Source organism: Ruegeria sp. H7 (assembly GCF_056532945.1).
On sequence record NZ_JBQFNZ010000001.1, the window covers coordinates 828,880 to 846,126 of the forward strand.

Here is a 17,247-nt window from a genome sequence, read left to right on the forward strand (position 1 = left end):
CTAGGGCGGCATCACATTCTCAAATCTTGGGCAGGCGGTCCCAAATCGGGACCGCCTGCAAAGGGTTTATCCCGCAACCGGGTTACAGACAGTCTCGCCTGCTTCGGTGGTCGCCAGTTCATACCCGGCGGCACAGCTTGGGGTACCGGCTTTGTCATAGCTGGGCGAAACATAAACAGGGGTGGGTTCCGGCTGCGCGCAGGCAGTCAGGATCAGCGCAAAGGCTCCAACAGCAGCGAGTTTGATTTTCATGTCCGTCAATCCTCTATTACTTTTCTGATATTGCCCAGTTTTTCGGGGCCGGGTTCAGGATACGGGTTGATCGGCAATCTGGCAACAGAATCGATCACATCCTTGTGAACGAAGGCGAAACCACGCTTGGGACGCCCTGGATCGCAGCACCGTCAGCGACGCGCGCTACCTTTTTTGGCGCATTGCCCTAAACTCGTGACCTGACATCAGCCAAGAACGGAGAAGCCACATGTCCGACGCCCCCATCATCGCCCAGAAAGAGCCCATGGCGGTCGAAGTTGTCGAAGGAAAGAGTTATTTCTGGTGCGCTTGCGGCCGATCCAAGAAGCAGCCGTTTTGTGATGGGTCGCACAAAGACACCGACTTTGAACCCTTAAAATACACGGCTGAAGCAAGTAAAAAAGTGTTCTTCTGCTGCTGCAAGCACACCGGCAAGGCGCCGTTATGCGACGGATCACACGCGCGAATTTGACGGGCGGCGAAGCCGGTTCAAGGCTTTGGCATTGGCGCAAAACTCGGGGGCAGCATCGGCAAGTTGTTGTTGCTGGGACAACCAGATCGCACATTGCCCACAGCAATTTGACGCCCGGCATCGGGTGACGAGTTCGGCATAGCCTTCGGCGGAAAGTTGCCCCTCGGCCATTGCCTCGGTCAGCGAAATACCCAGGCAACGGGCCACTGAACGCGTCAGCCAAAAGTATTTTTCGATCTCTCCAAGGGCGACCTGTGGCATCAACCGCCCCCGACCTGAGCGGATTTCAGGGCCGCGAATCGCGCCCGATTCGGGCAGGTTTCAGGCGCATTTGCGATAGCCTGATGCTGATCCAGCCATTCGGGACAGTCCTTTGCCCATGCGCAACCACGACAGAACTGCACCATCTCGGCCCAGTCTTCCTGGCTCAGTTGGCAAGCGTGATGTGCTGCAACGATATCCGCGCCCGTCGCCTGACCCATTCGCAGAACCAGACGCATATGGGTCATGATATCTCCGAGACGTGGCATAGGCCCCTCGCGTTTACGGTCTGAGTTTTTCCAGCAAAGTGTAGTTGCGGCAGTATTCCGGGGCGCGGCTAAGCGCAGACGCTTCTTTCAACAGGGATTGGCAATGTCCGGGGTTCGGGCAATCTGTGCACCGGACCACGGCGTCTGAAATCTGGTCGATTGATACGGCACCCTCGATGGCGGATTCCTGCAAATCGATATCCAGCATCCGCGCCATGTCATCGACCAAACCGGCGTGCAATCGCAAAGTCTCTCGGCTGGGCATGTCCTGTCCTTTCCCTGTCGCGCTTTGGTCAGAGCGTAGTTGGTGGACAGGGGGAATCCTTGATTCAGGTCAAGCAGAGGCCCCAATTTGGTCGAGATAAGCACGCGTTGCGTCCTGAACGCGGCGAAAACGGTCCCCGCCCAGCTTTTTGCCGCCATACCAGCGCGTAACGATGATGACGTGGTTCTCTAACCCCTCACGCTCCATCATGCGAAGGATGACCATGCCCGCCCCGCTTTCTCCATCGTCGGCCTTGAGCGCCCCGGTTGGCAACGTCGCCGCCCAGGTATTGTGCGTGGCCTTTGCATAGGCTTTATCCGTCTTCAGCTCGGCAAGCACCGCGTCAACCTGATCCCGCGATGTCACAGTTGCCCCAGACACCGCGTATTTCGATCCGCGATCGGTCAGAATCACGCCCAGCCGCACCAGTTCAGTCATTCTGTGACACCCAGCTTTCGCGCGGTTTGCTGTACAATTTCGACCCGCTGCGCGTTGGGTGGGTGCGATCCCAGGAACTGGTCACCCGGATCGGGAATGCGGGCAAAATACTTCGCACCGATCAGCGGGTTGTATCCGGCATTGTGTGTGATGAGGGTTCCCAACTGATCCGCCTCAAGCTCAAAGTCTTTCGCATAGGCTTGCACGGCCACCTTTGCCCCCAGTTTCTGCGCCTTTTCAACAGCGGCGTCGCTTTTGCCACGCTGCCGCTCGGCCTCTCCAAACTTGGCTGCGCCAACACGGGCGTTTTCGCTTTGCCGTCCGATGTGATCCAAAACGTGATGCGCAGCCTCGTGCCCCATCACAAAGGCCAATTCATCCGCATTCCGGGTCGAGCGGATCAAGGATCGCGTGAAGATGATCGCGGGCTGTTTCTTGTCATCCAGAGTCTGAAAGGCGTTTGCAGGCGCGGTCGGGTTCAGATCGACCAGAATTCTGAAATCGCAGCTTTGCGGTTTGGAAGACCTCAGACACTGGGCCCGCGCCTCGCGCCCGACCTCGCGGCTGACCTTGCGAAAAGCTGCGGCGCTGGCGGCTTCTTCTGCCGTGAGCCCACGCCAGTCTTCTGCAGGAATCACGCGCAATCTGTCTGTTGCACAGGCCGACAGAAGCAGGGGAAAAACCAGAAATAAGAGAAGGCGCATCAAAGGTCCTATTAGCCGATCAGGCGTTGATCCCAACATAGCCGGACCAACCGGGCAGTACCACTGCGGTTTCGGCCTGTGACGGGTTGCATTGGCGGGCGGTGGCCTGCACTCTGGCCCCATGTTTTCGATTGAGCATGAATTCGACTCGACAGTCATTACCCTCGTGGATGAAGGCCCCAAGCCTTTGCAAGAGGATGTGGTGATCAACAGCTTCGCCGAATGCGTGACGCTGGAACAAATGGACCCCCGCACGGATCAGATCCAGAAGATCACCCTGTCGCCCGAACAGGTCCGCGATCTGGCTGCGGCGCTGGATTTGCCAGAAGGTGTCTATCAGATTCGCGAAACGCAGGATCAGGGCTCGTAGGGTTCGAGCTGTGGCGGTTCTGGCCAAGCGACGCGGAGTCTAAAATCCGTGACCAATGGTTTATTGAATTTTCGTAAGTCGCCAAGCCCCCCATCCAGTGTCATTGCGCTTGCACCCGGCGTGCCGGAATGAAAATGATCCCCAAAAATCCAACGGCCCGCCCTTGAATCGCCAGCCGTACCGCCCAAGATACAGATGGCCGATGTAAAGGAAGTTAACATATGTCCCTGAAAAACCCTGCCGCCCTGGAGTTTTTACAGTCGCGCCGGTCCAGACCGGCCAAAACACTGATTGCTCCGGCCCCGACACGGGACGAGCTTTTGCCTTTGCTGACCGCCGCCGCCCGCAGCCCGGATCATGGCAAACTGGAACCCTGGCGGTTTATCGTGATCGAAAAGGGCGCGATGGCGCGTCTTGCTGACCTGACCGAAGTCTGTGGCAAGGCGCTGAACAAATCGCCGGAAGACATTGCCAAGGCCCGCAGCCAGTTCGACATGGGACATCTGGCTGTGGCCGTGATCGAGGTTCAGAAACCGTCGGAAAAGATCCCGGCGATTGAACAAACCTACTCTGCCGGTGCCGTCTGTCTGGCCCTGCTGAACGCGGCCCTCGCCGCCGGATGGGGCGCGAACTGGCTGTCTGGCTGGCAATCGCATGACCGGGATTTCTGCAAATCCGCTTTTGGGTTGGCCGAAAACGAACGACTGGCCGGCGTGATCCATATCGCAACCGAAGGGACCGCCCCGCCAGAACGCCCCCGGCCGGACGTTGCCGCCCTGACTGAATGGCTCACGGAATGATCATCCTGAACGCGTTCTTCGCGGCCCTTGGTCAGATCGGAGACCCCAAGTTCCGCTCAGTCCTGTTTCGCGGCATAGGTCTGACGATCCTGTTGCTGATCCTCGCCTGTGCTGCCGCGATCTGGTTCATCAATGCGCTGTCCGGTGACGAGATTTCACTGCCCTTTGTTGGCACCGTGTCGTGGCTGAACGATGTGCTGAACTATTCCGGCATCCTGCTGGTTCTGGTGTTGCCGGTGTTCCTGATGGTGCCCGTCGCCTCGGCCATCACGTCGATCTTTTTGGAAGAGGTCGCGCAGGCGGTCGAAGACAAAAACTACGCGCACCTGCCCCCGGCCCCAAAAATCCCGCTTGGCGAGTCCATTCAGGATGGTCTCAGCTTTATGGGCGTTCTGATCGTGGCAAACCTGCTGGCGCTGATCCTGTATGCGATCTTCACGCCCCTTGCTCTGTTTATATTCTGGGGCATGAACGGGTTTCTGCTGGGCCGGGAATATTTCACGCTGGCCGCGATGCGCAGGTTGGGGCGTGAGCGTGCGCGCCAGCTGCGTGCGAAACACACGGCAACTATCTGGCTTGCCGGGACGCTGATGGCGATCCCGCTTTCAGTTCCGCTGGTAAATCTGGTGATCCCGATTATCGGTGTCGCCACCTTCACCCATATCTATCACAATGTGTCAGGCCGCGCGGCCTGACACGGCTCAGCGCGGCTCAAGCTGGTTCAACCAGTCGAAATCCCGAACCGAGATCACCCCGGACAGGATAATCCCGGCGATGATGGCCCATAAAACGATCGAAATGCCCGTGGTGATCCACATCTTCTTCTTCATGTGATGCACCTCCGGCGCACCCGCATGGGTGCCCGGAACGATCTCGCCCAGATCGCCCTGCGTCTTGATGCGAATGGGCAGAACGATCAGCAGGGTCAGAAACCAGATGACTGCAAACAGCACCAATGCGGCAGTGATGGTCATTTCGGGCCCTCCGAGCTTGTGGCGTTACACCTGTTCCAGTTCGACGAGGCAGCCGTTGAAATCCTTGGGGTGCAGGAACAGAACGGGCTTGCCATGCGCGCCGATCTTGGGTTCTCCGCTACCCAGCACACGTGCACCACTTTCCTTCAGGTGGTCGCGGGCCGCGATGATGTCTTCGACTTCATAGCACACATGGTGGATGCCACCGGCCGGGTTTTTCTCAAGAAAGCCATTGATCGGGCTGTCATCGCCCAGCGGGTACAGAAGCTCGATCTTCGTGTTGGGCAGTTCGATGAACACCACCGTCACACCATGATCCGGTTCGTCCTGCGGCGCGCCCACTTTGGCGCCCAGCGCGCTGCGATACTGCTCGGATGCGGCCTTAAGATCCGGAACGGCGATGGCGACGTGGTTTAGTCGTCCGATCATAGTAAACTCCTCTGTCCTACGTTGAGTGGGTTATGGGGGCAGTTCCGGCAAAGGACAAGTGCGCCAAATCGCCCGTTAACCCTGTGTTAGCCAGAAGTTCCTAGCGTGAGGCATCTGCTGGATAGGAGATCTGACATGGACGATTCGGTTCCTTTCGCCACAACTATCGCTACGCCCACAGCGACGCGGCCTTTGCTGGGACAGACCATTCTGGTTGTCGAGGACAGCCGCTATGCCTGCGACGCGATCCGCCTGATGTGCCTGCACAGCGGGGCAAGGATCCGACGTGCCGATTGCCTGAAATCCGCGCGGCGTCACCTTCAGATCTATCGCCCCTCGGTCATTCTTGTGGATATGGGTCTGCCGGACGGGTCCGGGGCCGATCTGATTGCTGAGCTGACCCAGGCCTCGCCCCGGATCAGTGTCATTCTGGCGATGTCCGGTGATACATGCACCGAGTCTGCGGCCTTTGGGGCCGGGGCTGACGGTTTTTTGCCCAAACCCCTAAAATCCATGTCTTATTTTCAAAAAGCCATTATGGAACGACTCCCCGAGGACCGTCGGCCCAGCGGGTTGCACGCCGTTCGGGACGAAGTCATTCACCCCGATCTACTGGCCTATCAGGACGACATGGCCCATATCGCGGACGTTCTGGCAGGGCCGACCGATCCGCGCATGCTGGATTATGCTGCCCAGTTTCTTCACGGCGTTGCGCGTGAGGCCAACGATACGGTGTTGGCGGATGCGGCGCGGAAACTATCACTCTCCCGGGCGCAAGGCAGTCCGATCACCGCTCAGGCCGCGCAGGTTGCCGGGCTAGTTCAAAACCGGCTGGAACAGCGGGAGGCGATCTGACATGGCCACCGCCTATTTCATCACCGCATCCCTGGTGTTCGGGTGGATGTACCGGCAAACCCGGCAGAGCGCCCGATCCATTCGCGTGAACCGGCAGAAGCTGGGCAAAGGGATTGATTGAATCCCTTGACGTTGCGTTTGCCGGTCTGCCTTAGACACAGGTGACAAACGCAAACCGCCCGCGCGTAGCGGACGGTTCAGTCGTCATACGGTTTGCGCCGCGCAATACGTGCGCTCATCACCAGACAAACGGCAAGCCGCGACCGACGGGCTTAATCCTGCGGGATGATCCGCAGACCCAGTTCCATCAACTGATCCGAGGTCGGATCAGAGGGCGCGTCCATCATCAGGTCTTCGGCGCGCTGGTTCATCGGGAACATCATGACTTCGCGGATATTGGCCTCGTCCGCCAACAGCATCACGATCCGGTCGATGCCCGCAGCACAGCCCCCGTGCGGCGGCGCGCCGTAGTGGAACGCGTTGAACAGGGCGCCAAAGCGCGATTTGACCTCATCCGCGCCGTAGCCAGCCAGTTCGAAGGCTTTCAGCATGATTTCCGGCTTGTGGTTCCGGATCGCGCCCGAGACCAGCTCGTACCCGTTACAGGCCAGATCGTACTGATAGCCGCGCACGTCCAGCGGATTGCCCTGCAGCGCCTCCATACCGCCCTGCGGCATCGAAAACGGGTTGTGTTCGAAATCGATCGCGCCGGTTTCCTCGTCCTGTTCATAGATCGGGAAATCCACGATCCAGGCAAAGGCAAAGCGGTCTTTTTCGGTGAGGCCAAGGTCTTCGCCAATCACATCGCGGGCCTTGCCTGCGACCTTTTCAAAGGCTTTCGGCTTTCCGCCCAGGAAGAACGCCGCATCACCGACACCCAGACCCAGTTGCTGCCGGATTGCCTCGGTGCGTTCGGGGCCGATGTTTTTGGCCAGCGGACCGGCTGCCTCCATCCCCTGCCCCTGATCGCGCCAGAAGATATAGCCCATGCCGGGCAGACCCTCTTTCTGGGCGAATGCATTCATGCGGTCGCAGAACTTGCGGCTGCCGCCGGTCGGCGCAGGGATGGCGCGGATTTCGGTGCCGTCCTGCTCCAACAGCTTCGCGAAAATCGCAAAGCCACTATCGCGGAAGTGGTCGGAGACCACTTGCATTTTGATAGGATTGCGCAGGTCGGGCTTGTCGGTGCCATACCACAAGGCCGCGTCCTTGTAGGAAATCTGCGGCCACTCTTGGTCAACCTTCCGGCCACCTCCGAACTCTTCGAACACGCCGGTCAGAACGGGCTGGATGGTGTCGAACACGTCCTGCTGCTCGACAAACGACATCTCAAGGTCAAGCTGGTAGAAATCGGTGGGCGAGCGGTCGGCGCGCGGGTCTTCGTCGCGGAAGCAGGGCGCGATCTGGAAGTACTTGTCAAAGCCCGACACCATGATCAGCTGCTTGAACTGCTGCGGGGCCTGCGGCAGGGCGTAGAACTTGCCCGGATGCAGGCGCGAGGGCACCAGAAAGTCACGCGCGCCTTCGGGCGAGGATGCCGTGATGATCGGCGTCTGATACTCGCGAAAGCCCTGATCCCACATGCGCTTGCGCATCGAGGCCACAACGTCCGAGCGCAGCGTCATGTTGCGCTGCATCGCCTCACGGCGCAGGTCCAGATAGCGATAGCGCAGGCGGGTTTCCTCGGGGTATTCCTGATCGCCGAACACCATCAGCGGCAGTTCGTCGGCGGCACCCAGCACTTCCAATTCACGCACGTAAACCTCGATCTCACCGGTCGGCAACTTCGGGTTCACGAGATCCGCGTCACGCGCTTTGACGGTTCCGTCGATGCGGATGCACCATTCCGAACGCACCTTCTCGAGCTCGGCAAAGGCCGCGCTGTCGCCGTCGCACAATACCTGTGTTACTCCGAAATGGTCGCGCAGATCGATGAACAGCACGCCGCCGTGATCTCGGACCCGATGCACCCAACCGGACAGGCGAACGGTTTCACCGACATTGGCGGCGGTCAGAGCGGCGCAGGTGTGGCTGCGATAGGCGTGCATGGAATATCCCTTCGGGCGCAGAATTCGTCGCGCCGATACACCCTGTCAGGCCCGGAAAGTCAAGGCAGGTCGCGCCGTCAAAACGGCCTTTGCACATTGCCTGAATAGAAATAAACACCCAGCCCCACGGCAAAGATGATGTTCCCCGCAATCGCGTGCAGCAGAACGGCGTAAAAGAACGAGCCGCGCTTGCGATAGGCCCAGCTGAACAGCAACCCGCCAACAAAGGTCATGATGGCGACAATCCAGCTCCAATACATCAGATGCGCGAAGGCGAAGATGGCCGCGTTCAGCAGGTCGGCCCTGCGCCCGTCCGGCAGGATGGCGTGGTAGCGGCGGAAAAACAGCGGGCGGAATAATAGCTCTTGCGGCAGGGCGGACAGAAGCGGATAGCCGATCCAGATGAAGGCCAGCATCTCGGGTCGGTTTCTCAGCAGAAAAAAGGCCGCATCTGGCCGGGTCAGGTAGATCAGCACGGTACAGAATGCAGTGGTCACCAGTGTGATTACCGCCAGTTCACAAAATGACCAGTTTGCCCATTCGTATCGCAGTTCCGCCCACTGAAAGCCGGGCGTTGCGTGCAGCAGAACGATGCCCAAACCGGTAAAGGCAAACAGCGCCGGGAACATCCAGTTGGGCGGAAAAAGCACCGCGATCACCAGCGGGGCAATGATGAAAAACAGGCCAAACTCAATCCGTAATCGCGCTGCCGCCACCGGCGGGGCGACCATCGTGCTGTCTTTGCTCACAGGTTCACCAACTCCACCGGTATCAGGCCGCGTAACGAATTTCCCATGAAAACAGATTGGGCCTCTTTCAGATCATTCAAGGTCAGAGCCGCCTCGGCAAACTCTTCTTGTTCCAGCAATTCTTCGCGCAGGATACCCGGCAAAAGCCCGCTGGACAGGGGCGGAGTCAGCCGTTGCCCTTCGCGCGTTTCGATAAACAGGTTGGTGATGGAGCCCTCGCACAGCTCATCCCGTTCGTTCAGGAACAATAATTCATCGACACCCTTAGGCATCGCAGCGCGGGCGGTGTCATAGAGATCACGCCGGGTGGTTTTGTGGCGCAGCCATATGTCGTCAGAGGTTAACCGGGTCTCCGACACCCCCAACCGCCAGATCGGCGGGCTGTCGGCCAGTGCCGCACTGGTCAATTCGAACTGACCCGCAACATCCATGGTCAGACGACAGCGCAAGGGGGCCTCACTGGCCCCTTCGGACAACATCGCCACAGCGGCAGATCGGTCGAAGGGCAGGTCCAAGGTCTTGGCAGTGCGCGCCATTCGGTTCAGATGCCGGTCCTGTCGGACAAACCCCTGCCCGGGCCTGAAGCCCAGCGTTTCAATCAGGCGGAAATCAGGCTCAACTGGTGGGCAAAGCGGGCTTTCCATAGGGCTTCCTCGTATTCAGACGGGGCCGTGCTGTCCCAGACCACCCCACCGCCGACATTCAGCGTTGCAGCGGCACCGTCCACCATCAGCGTGCGGATGGCAACGTTGAACTCGGACCGCCCGTCCGGCGCAGCCCAGCCGATCGTGCCGCAATAGATGTCGCGGGGCCAGGGTTCGAGGTCGGACAGGATCTCCATCGCGCGGATCTTGGGTGCGCCGGTGATGGACCCGCAGGGGAACAAAGCGGTCAGGATATCGGACAACCCGGCCCCGATCTGCAACTGCGCCCGCACCAGCGACACCATCTGATGCACGGTGGCATAGGTTTCGACCTTGAACAGTTCGGGCACATGAACCGATCCGGGCAAGGCCACGCGGCTGATATCGTTGCGCAGCAGATCGACGATCATCAGATTCTCGGCCCGGTTCTTTTCGTCGCTGGACAGGAAGTTTCGGCGGCGGGCATCCTCGGCCATATCCTCACTGCGGGGCTGGGTGCCCTTCATCGGTCGGGTCTCGATGCGCCCGGATTCATCCGTGCGGAAGAACAGCTCGGGCGAGCGGCTGAGCAAATCGGGCAACCCCTCTTGCTGGATCAAAGCGCCGTGGCCCACGGGTTGACCGGAGGTCAGGGCCGCGTAAAGCGCCACGCTGTCCCCTTCGACCTTTAGATCGATTGGGAAGGTCAGATTGGCCTGATAAATGTCCCCGGCCCCGATGGCATCATGCACGGCCTGAAACGCCCGACTGTATCGGGTCTCATCCCAGCGCGGCTGGAACTGGGCAATGCCGCCCGACGCTTTGGGCAGATCGCTATGATCCGGTTGGTCATAGACCCCGAAACACAGCAACGGCAGTGTCCGGTCGCCCGGCAGACGGGACAACAGGCGCGGCTCCAATGCATAACCAAGCTCGTAACAGGCGTACCCCGCCAGCCAGCCACCCGCCGCGCGCGCCTCATCCAATGCCGCCAGCGCCTGGGGCACCTCGTCCGCCGTGTCCGCGCGGATGATGTGGGATGGCCGGTCGAACCGGGTTCCCGGACCGGCTGGCCCCTGATCGAAACGAATACGCAAGTGCATCCTCATAACCCGTGCTGCGCGATATAGAGAATACGCCGCCAAGGGAAAGAGGGGAAAGCGGCAATTTCGCACCTGTTTCCGATACCTCTTGCACCTTTTCGCGCGGTCCCTATAACGCAGGACAATTTGGGCGCTGGGGCGGTGCCCTGACTCGCGGACAATCGAAGGAACAAGGCCATGCCGAGAAGAACCGACATCCAGTCGATCATGATCATCGGGGCGGGCCCCATTGTCATCGGGCAGGCGTGTGAGTTCGACTATTCCGGCGCTCAGGCCTGCAAGGCGCTGCGCGAGGAAGGTTATCGGGTCATTCTGGTGAACTCGAACCCCGCGACGATCATGACCGACCCCGGTCTGGCGGATGCCACCTATATCGAGCCGATCACGCCCGAGGTTGTCGCCAAGATCATCGAGAAAGAACGCCCCGACGCGCTGCTGCCCACGATGGGCGGACAGACCGGCCTGAACACCTCGCTGGCGCTGGAAGAGATGGGCGTGCTTGAGAAGTTCGGCGTCGAGATGATCGGCGCCAAGCGCGACGCCATCGAAATGGCCGAGGACCGCGCCCTGTTCCGCGAGGCGATGGACCGGCTGGGCATCGAAAACCCCAAGGCCGAGATCGTGACCGCCCCCAAGGACGAAGACGGCAAGAAAGACCTGGATGCCGGTGTCGCCTTGGCGCTGGAAACCCTGAAAACGGTGGGTCTGCCCGCGATCATCCGCCCTGCCTTTACACTTGGCGGCACCGGCGGCGGCGTGGCCTATAACCGCGAGGATTATATCCATATTTGCCGCTCGGGCATGGATGCCAGCCCCGTGGGTCAGATCCTGATCGACGAAAGCCTGCTGGGCTGGAAAGAATACGAGATGGAGGTGGTGCGCGACACTGCCGACAACGCCATCATCGTCTGTTCCATCGAAAACGTCGATCCAATGGGCGTACATACGGGCGACTCGATCACCGTGGCCCCAGCCCTGACGCTGACCGACAAAGAATACCAGATCATGCGCAATCACTCGATTGCCGTGCTGCGCGAGATCGGCGTGGAAACTGGCGGCTCGAACGTGCAATGGGCGATCAACCCGGTCGATGGTCGCATGGTTGTGATCGAGATGAACCCCCGCGTGTCGCGCTCTTCGGCGCTGGCGTCCAAGGCGACCGGTTTCCCGATTGCCAAGATCGCGGCCAAGCTGGCAGTGGGCTACACGCTGGACGAGCTGGACAACGACATCACCAAGGTCACGCCCGCCTCGTTCGAGCCGACCATCGACTACGTCGTCACCAAGATCCCGAAATTCGCGTTCGAGAAATTCCCGGGCTCGGAACCTTACCTGACCACCGCGATGAAGTCGGTGGGTGAAGCCATGTCCATCGGCCGCACCATCCACGAATCGATGCAAAAGGCGCTGGCTTCGATGGAATCCGGGCTGACCGGTTTTGACGAGGTCGAAATCCCCGGCCTGAATGTCGGTGTCTGGGACGAGGCCACCGACAAGGCCGCCGTGATCAAGGCGATCAGCAAGCAGACGCCCGATCGCCTGCGCACCATCGCGCAAGCCATGCGCCACGGCCTGACCGACGACGAAATCTTTGGTGTCACCAAGTTCGACCCGTGGTTCCTGGCCCGCATCCGCGAGATCATCGACGCTGAACGTCAGGTCCGCAAAGACGGCCTGCCCATGACCGAGGATGGTATCCGCAAGCTGAAAATGCTGGGCTTCACCGATGCGCGTCTGGGCAATCTGACCGGCCGCGACGAAGACAACGTCCGCCGCGCCCGCCGCAATCTGGGCGTCAATGCTGTCTTCAAACGCATCGACACCTGCGCCGCCGAGTTCGAGGCGCAGACACCCTATATGTACTCGACCTACGAGGCCCCGATGATGGGCGAGGTCGAATGCGAAGCGCGTCCGAGCGACCGCAAAAAGGTCGTCATCCTTGGCGGTGGTCCGAACCGGATCGGTCAGGGGATCGAGTTCGACTATTGCTGCTGTCACGCCTGCTTCGCACTGACCGAGGCGGGGTATGAGACTATCATGGTCAACTGCAACCCCGAGACAGTCTCGACCGACTATGACACCTCGGACCGGCTGTATTTCGAGCCGCTGACCTTTGAGCACGTCATGGAAATCCTGACGAAAGAGCAGGAAAACGGCACGCTGCATGGTGTGATCGTGCAGTTCGGCGGTCAAACCCCACTGAAACTGGCCAACGCGCTGGAGGCCGAAGGCATCCCGATCCTCGGCACCACGCCCGACGCCATCGACCTGGCCGAAGACCGTGAGCGGTTCCAGGCGCTGGTCAATGATCTGGGTCTGAAACAGCCCAAAAACGGCATCGCCTCGACCGACGCGCAAGCGTTGGAGATTGCCGACGAGATCGGCTTCCCGCTGGTGATCCGCCCCTCTTACGTTCTGGGTGGCCGGGCGATGGAGATCGTGCGCGATATGGATCAGCTGCGGCGATATATCAACGAGGCCGTGGTGGTCTCGGGCGACAGCCCCGTTCTGCTGGACAGTTATCTGGCAGGCGCAGTGGAACTGGATGTGGATGCGCTGTGCGACGGCACCGATGTTCACGTCGCAGGCATCATGCAGCATATCGAAGAGGCAGGTGTGCATTCGGGCGACTCGGCCTGTTCGCTGCCGCCCTATTCGCTGTCGGATGAGATCCTCGAACAAATCAAGGATCAGGCGTTCAAACTTGCAAAGGCGCTGAACGTCGTCGGCCTGATGAACGTACAGTTCGCCATCAAGGATGATGAGATCTACCTGATCGAGGTGAACCCGCGCGCCAGCCGCACCGTGCCCTTCGTGGCCAAAGCGACCGACAGCGCGATTGCCTCCATCGCCGCGCGTGTCATGGCGGGTGAGAAGCTGTCGAACTTCCCGATGCGCCCGCCCTATCAGGAAGGTCAGGATACAAAAATTGCCGACCAGATGACGCTGGCCGACCCGAACATGCCGTGGTTCTCGGTGAAAGAGGCGGTCCTGCCCTTTGCCCGCTTCCCCGGCGTCGACACGATCCTGGGCCCGGAAATGCGTTCGACCGGCGAGGTCATGGGCTGGGACCGCGACTTCCCGCGCGCCTTCCTCAAGGCGCAGATGGGCGCGGGTATGGTCCTGCCGTCCTCGGGTCGTGCGTTCATCTCGATCAAAGATGCCGACAAGACCCCCGCGATGCTTGAGGCCGCACAGGTTCTGGCCGCGCAGGGCTTTGTCCTTGTGGCAACCCGTGGCACACAAAGCTGGCTGGCCGAACAAGGCGTTGCCTGCGATCTGGTCAACAAGGTCTACGAAGGCCGCCCGGATGTGGCCGACATGCTGAAAGACGGTCAGGTGCAGCTGGTGATGAACACCACCGAAGGCGCGCAGGCGGTCGAAGACAGCAAGGTCATCCGCTCCATCGCGCTCTATGACAAGATCCCCTACTTCACCACCGCCGCCGCCAGCCACGCCGCCGCGCTGGCCATCAAGGCGCAGGCCGAAGGGGATGTTGAGGTGATGTCGCTGCAGGGGTGATCCTTCACCCCAAAGGGAACAAAGCAAAACCCCCGGTCCGTGACCGGGGGTTTTTCAATTAAACAGCGGATTGCGCGGCCATTTGCCTTGCCTCCTCCCGCCTGAAGAACAGCAGGTAGAACACTGGCGCGGCGACCATGGTCAGGACTGTGGCAAAGGCCAGACCGCCCATGATCGTCACGGCCATCGAGACGAAGAACGCGTCTGTCAGCAGCGGGGCCATCCCAAGGATCGTGGTGATCGCGGCCAGCATGACCGGGCGCAGACGCGAGACCGAGGCTTCGATGATCGACTCTTGCAGGGGTTTACCGGTGGCCCGGACCAGATCGATTTCCTCGACTAGAACTATGCCGTTCTTGATCAACATCCCCGACAGGCTCAGCAGGCCCAGCAGGGCGGTGAAGGTGAACGGCAAGCCGGTTCCCAGCAGGCCAATCACCACACCGTTGACCGACATCGGCACCAGCAGCCAGATGATGATCGGCTGACGGATCGCATTGAACAGCAGGACCGAGATCAGCACCATGATCAGTAAGCTTAGCGGCAATTGCCTGCCCAGACTTTCCTGCGCGTCGCGCGAGTTTTCGAACTCGCCCCCCCACTCCATCTTGTAGCCGGGCGGCAGATCGATTGCCTCAATCGCGGCGCGCACCTCGGTATGGACCTGAGCGGCGGTAAAGCCCGCCGGGATGTCGGCTCCGACCGTGATGGTCAGAACCCGGTCGCGCCGGTGGACCAGCGTGTTCAGGGCCTGGTATTCAAACCCGTCCACCATCTGTTCGATGGGCACGAAACGTTGCGATTGATCCGAATAGACGACCTGATCGACGATTGAATAATCCCCGTCCGCCGGGCGGCGCAGGATGATCGGGATCAGGCGGTCACGCTCGCGCAGGACCCCGCCGGTGATCCCATCGGTCGAGAATTGCAGCGTGGCAGCAATATCTTCGCGGGACACGCCAGCGGTCTGGGCGCGTTCGGTCGCATAGATCGGCTGCACCGCCAGTTCCTTTTCACGCCAGTCGTGATGGACATGCAGCGCGTTGGGCGAGGCGGCGGCCATGCGCTGCACCGCTTCATCCGCCAGTCGCCGCAGAACTTCCGGATCGCTGCCCGAGAACCGCGCCTGGATCGGATCGCCGCCGCCGGGGCCAAAGACCAGCCGCCTGGTGCGAAACTCGCTTTCGGGAAACTGCACCGAGCCAAACGCCTCAAGATCCGCCTGCAAAGCAGGGATATCGTCCAGCGTTTCGGTGCGGATGATCATATGGCCGTAGCTGGGGTTCGGATCTTCGGCGGCATAGGTCAGCATGAAACGGGTGGCGCCCTGCCCCACGAAGGTGGTGACCGACACAACGTCGTCACGGTCATTCAGCCACTCCTCAAACACGGCCATATCTTGGGCGGTGCGGGCGATGGTGGTGCCCTGCGGCAGCTTGTAATGCACAAAGAACAGGGGCGTGTTCGAGTCCGGGAAGAACTGCTGCTTCATCAGCCCGAAGCCCGCGTAGCAAACCACCGTAACCGCAGCCAGCCCCACAACCACCAGCCAGCGAAACCGCAGCGCGCCGCGCAGAACCGAGCCGTAGATGCGGAACAGAATGCCGCTATAGGCGTCCACTTCGCCTTCCTTGCCCTGTTTGAAGAAGTAGTGCCCCAGCATCGGCGTGACCGTGATGGCCAACACCCAACTCAGCAGCAGCGAGATGCCGATCACCGCGAACAGCGAGAACAAAAACTCACCGGTTGCATCGGGGCTGAGACCGATGCCCGCAAAAGCCATGATACCGATCACCGTGGCCCCCAGCAGGGGAATTTGCGTTTTCGAAGCCACATCTTCCGCCGCATCGCGCGAGGATTTGCCGCACAGCATGGCGATCTGCATCCCCTCGGCCACGACGATGGCATTATCGACCAGCATCCCCATGGCGATGATCAGTGCACCAAGCGAAATCCGCTCCATCTCAATCGAAAACATCGCCATGAACAGCAGCGTTCCGACCACCGTCAACAGCAGCGTCGAACCCACGACAACCGCCGCACGCCAGCCCATGAAAAGGCCCAGAACCGCGACCACGATGGCCACGGACATGGCGAGGTTCACCAGAAAGTCGGTCGAGGCTTGTTCGACCACCACATGCTGCTGGTAGATCGGCAGGATTTCGACGCCAAAGGGGATCGCGGTGTCCAACTCGTCAAACTTGGCATCCACGCGCTTGCCGACTTCGACAATGTTCTCGCTCGACAATCCGGCGATGCCCAGGGTGAACGCCTCGACCCCGTCAAAGCGGATCATGATGTCCGGGTCGGTCTGGCGCGCGCGGTAGACGTTGGACATATCGAACAGGTTGATCACCTGCCCCTGAGAGCCGACCGAAAGCCCGGCAATGGCGGACACACTGTCCGAACCTTCGGCGGTCAGGATTGTGGTTCGATCATCAGCAGACCGCAGCGAGCCGGATGAATTCACCGAATCCGCGTTCGAGATCGCCTCGTTAATTGCCTGAATCGGCACGTTCTGATTCACCGAGATGGCAAGGTCGGGCTCGATAAAGATCGCCTCTTGCGGCAGGCCCTGAACCTCGACATCGGCGACGCCGCTGACGGTCAGCAGCTCACGCCGAAGAAACGTAGCCAGTTCGTGTTTTTCCGCGTCCGAATAACCCTCGGCCGTCACCGCGTAGAACAGGCCAAAGACGTCACCGAAGCCGTCATTCACGTAAGGCTGGCCGACGCCCGAGGGCAGGCCGCGCGCCGCATCGCGGATCTGGGCGCGCAAACGGGTCCAGATGGCGGGCAGTTCGTCACCGTCATAGGTGGACTTGATCTCGACCTCGATCAGCGACCGACCGGGTTGGTTGACCGAGGTGATCGTGTCCACCTCGCCCATTTGCTGGATGGCGGATTCAAGCGGTTCCGAGACCTCAAGCGCCACTTGTTCAGCTGTTGCGCCGGGATATTGGGTGATGATGACGGCGTTCTTGATGGTGAATGCCGGGTCTTCGAGACGACCCAGAGACAGAAAGCCCCAGATACCGCCAAACAGGGCAATCAGGATGATCAACCACGTATATAGTGGCCTGTCGATCGAGGCGCGCGCGATGTTCATATCT

General features: G+C 60.3%; 19 protein-coding genes. 6 read left to right on the forward strand and 13 right to left on the reverse strand.

The window, feature by feature from the left end:
• Positions 1–66 precede the first annotated feature (66 nt).
• The gene (locus ACR0AC_RS03905; protein WP_480872017.1) at positions 67–252 is read right to left on the reverse strand and encodes a hypothetical protein; all 186 of its coding nucleotides are present in this window, start codon (positions 250–252) and stop codon (positions 67–69) included.
• Positions 253–481: 229 nt separating this feature from the next.
• Between ACR0AC_RS03905 and ACR0AC_RS03910 the strand changes: the two genes are divergently transcribed.
• Complete coding sequence (locus tag ACR0AC_RS03910) at positions 482–724, forward strand: CDGSH iron-sulfur domain-containing protein (protein WP_170622891.1); 243 nt, start codon at positions 482–484, stop codon at positions 722–724.
• Here the strand turns inward: ACR0AC_RS03910 and ACR0AC_RS03915 are convergent.
• The 5 genes from ACR0AC_RS03915 to ACR0AC_RS03935 all read right to left on the reverse strand — a co-directional run bounded on the left by ACR0AC_RS03915 (position 707) and on the right by ACR0AC_RS03935 (position 2,661).
• Positions 707–985, reverse strand: a complete 279-nt coding sequence (locus ACR0AC_RS03915) for a DUF6455 family protein (protein WP_480872019.1) — start codon at positions 983–985, stop codon at positions 707–709. The genes ACR0AC_RS03910 and ACR0AC_RS03915 overlap by 18 nt on opposite strands.
• The gene (locus tag ACR0AC_RS03920; RefSeq protein WP_480872021.1) at positions 985–1,254 is read right to left on the reverse strand and encodes a DUF6455 family protein; all 270 of its coding nucleotides are present in this window, start codon (positions 1,252–1,254) and stop codon (positions 985–987) included. Before ACR0AC_RS03920 ends, ACR0AC_RS03915 begins: the two co-directional genes overlap by 1 nt.
• A gap of 13 nt (positions 1,255–1,267) precedes the next feature.
• On the reverse strand, positions 1,268–1,519 hold the full coding sequence (locus ACR0AC_RS03925; protein WP_170452601.1) for a DUF6455 family protein: 252 nt from the start codon (positions 1,517–1,519) through the stop codon (positions 1,268–1,270).
• A 69-nt stretch (positions 1,520–1,588) separates the two neighbouring features.
• Positions 1,589–1,957 carry a YigZ family protein gene (locus ACR0AC_RS03930; RefSeq protein WP_170622887.1) on the reverse strand — a complete coding sequence of 123 codons (369 nt, stop codon included), beginning with the start codon at positions 1,955–1,957 and terminating at the stop codon, positions 1,589–1,591.
• On the reverse strand, positions 1,954–2,661 hold the full coding sequence (locus ACR0AC_RS03935; RefSeq protein ID WP_170622885.1) for a M48 family metallopeptidase: 708 nt from the start codon (positions 2,659–2,661) through the stop codon (positions 1,954–1,956). Before ACR0AC_RS03935 ends, ACR0AC_RS03930 begins: the two co-directional genes overlap by 4 nt.
• Before the next feature lie 121 nt (positions 2,662–2,782).
• Here ACR0AC_RS03935 and ACR0AC_RS03940 point away from each other — a divergent pair, with 121 nt between their 5' ends.
• The 3 genes from ACR0AC_RS03940 to ACR0AC_RS03950 all read left to right on the forward strand — a co-directional run bounded on the left by ACR0AC_RS03940 (position 2,783) and on the right by ACR0AC_RS03950 (position 4,526).
• On the forward strand, positions 2,783–3,031 hold the full coding sequence (locus ACR0AC_RS03940) for a hypothetical protein (protein WP_170452608.1): 249 nt from the start codon (positions 2,783–2,785) through the stop codon (positions 3,029–3,031).
• Between the two features lie 221 nt (positions 3,032–3,252).
• A complete protein-coding gene (locus tag ACR0AC_RS03945) occupies positions 3,253–3,831 on the forward strand; it encodes a nitroreductase family protein (protein WP_170452610.1) in 579 nt (192 codons plus the stop codon).
• The gene (locus tag ACR0AC_RS03950; protein ID WP_170453141.1) at positions 3,828–4,526 is read left to right on the forward strand and encodes an EI24 domain-containing protein; all 699 of its coding nucleotides are present in this window, start codon (positions 3,828–3,830) and stop codon (positions 4,524–4,526) included. The genes ACR0AC_RS03945 and ACR0AC_RS03950 overlap by 4 nt, the downstream gene beginning before the upstream one ends.
• 6 nt (positions 4,527–4,532) lie before the next feature.
• Here the strand turns inward: ACR0AC_RS03950 and ACR0AC_RS03955 are convergent, their stop codons facing one another.
• Positions 4,533–4,805 carry a DUF1467 family protein gene (locus ACR0AC_RS03955; protein WP_170452611.1) on the reverse strand — a complete coding sequence of 91 codons (273 nt, stop codon included), beginning with the start codon at positions 4,803–4,805 and terminating at the stop codon, positions 4,533–4,535.
• A gap of 24 nt (positions 4,806–4,829) precedes the next feature.
• Positions 4,830–5,234: a methylmalonyl-CoA epimerase gene (gene mce, locus ACR0AC_RS03960; RefSeq protein WP_480872023.1), complete on the reverse strand. Its 405-nt coding sequence runs from the start codon at positions 5,232–5,234 to the stop codon at positions 4,830–4,832.
• 135 nt (positions 5,235–5,369) lie between these two features.
• Between mce and ACR0AC_RS03965 the strand changes: the two genes are divergently transcribed.
• Positions 5,370–6,089, forward strand: coding sequence for a response regulator (locus tag ACR0AC_RS03965; RefSeq protein ID WP_480872025.1), 720 nt, complete (start codon positions 5,370–5,372; stop codon positions 6,087–6,089).
• A 272-nt stretch (positions 6,090–6,361) separates the two neighbouring features.
• On the opposite strand, the gene aspS is transcribed toward ACR0AC_RS03965, so the two are convergent.
• From aspS to ACR0AC_RS03985, 4 genes are all read right to left on the reverse strand, one after another.
• Positions 6,362–8,137 (reverse strand): aspartate--tRNA ligase, encoded by a 1,776-nt coding sequence (gene aspS / locus ACR0AC_RS03970; RefSeq protein WP_480872027.1) that lies wholly within the window; start codon positions 8,135–8,137, stop codon positions 6,362–6,364.
• Positions 8,138–8,214: 77 nt separating this feature from the next.
• On the reverse strand, positions 8,215–8,886 hold the full coding sequence (locus ACR0AC_RS03975; protein ID WP_480872028.1) for a CPBP family intramembrane glutamic endopeptidase: 672 nt from the start codon (positions 8,884–8,886) through the stop codon (positions 8,215–8,217).
• A complete protein-coding gene (locus ACR0AC_RS03980; RefSeq protein ID WP_170452619.1) occupies positions 8,883–9,530 on the reverse strand; it encodes an aminotransferase class IV family protein in 648 nt (215 codons plus the stop codon). Before ACR0AC_RS03980 ends, ACR0AC_RS03975 begins: the two co-directional genes overlap by 4 nt.
• Positions 9,485–10,612, reverse strand: coding sequence for an aminodeoxychorismate synthase component I (locus ACR0AC_RS03985; protein WP_170453143.1), 1,128 nt, complete (start codon positions 10,610–10,612; stop codon positions 9,485–9,487). The genes ACR0AC_RS03980 and ACR0AC_RS03985 overlap by 46 nt, the downstream gene beginning before the upstream one ends.
• 177 nt (positions 10,613–10,789) lie before the next feature.
• Here ACR0AC_RS03985 and carB point away from each other — a divergent pair, with 177 nt between their 5' ends.
• The gene (gene carB, locus ACR0AC_RS03990; RefSeq protein ID WP_480872030.1) at positions 10,790–14,134 is read left to right on the forward strand and encodes a carbamoyl-phosphate synthase large subunit; all 3,345 of its coding nucleotides are present in this window, start codon (positions 10,790–10,792) and stop codon (positions 14,132–14,134) included.
• A 58-nt stretch (positions 14,135–14,192) separates the two neighbouring features.
• Here carB and ACR0AC_RS03995 read toward each other — a convergent pair whose 3' ends face one another.
• Positions 14,193–17,243 (reverse strand): efflux RND transporter permease subunit, encoded by a 3,051-nt coding sequence (locus tag ACR0AC_RS03995; protein WP_480872032.1) that lies wholly within the window; start codon positions 17,241–17,243, stop codon positions 14,193–14,195.
• Between the last annotated feature and the right edge of the window lie 4 nt (positions 17,244–17,247).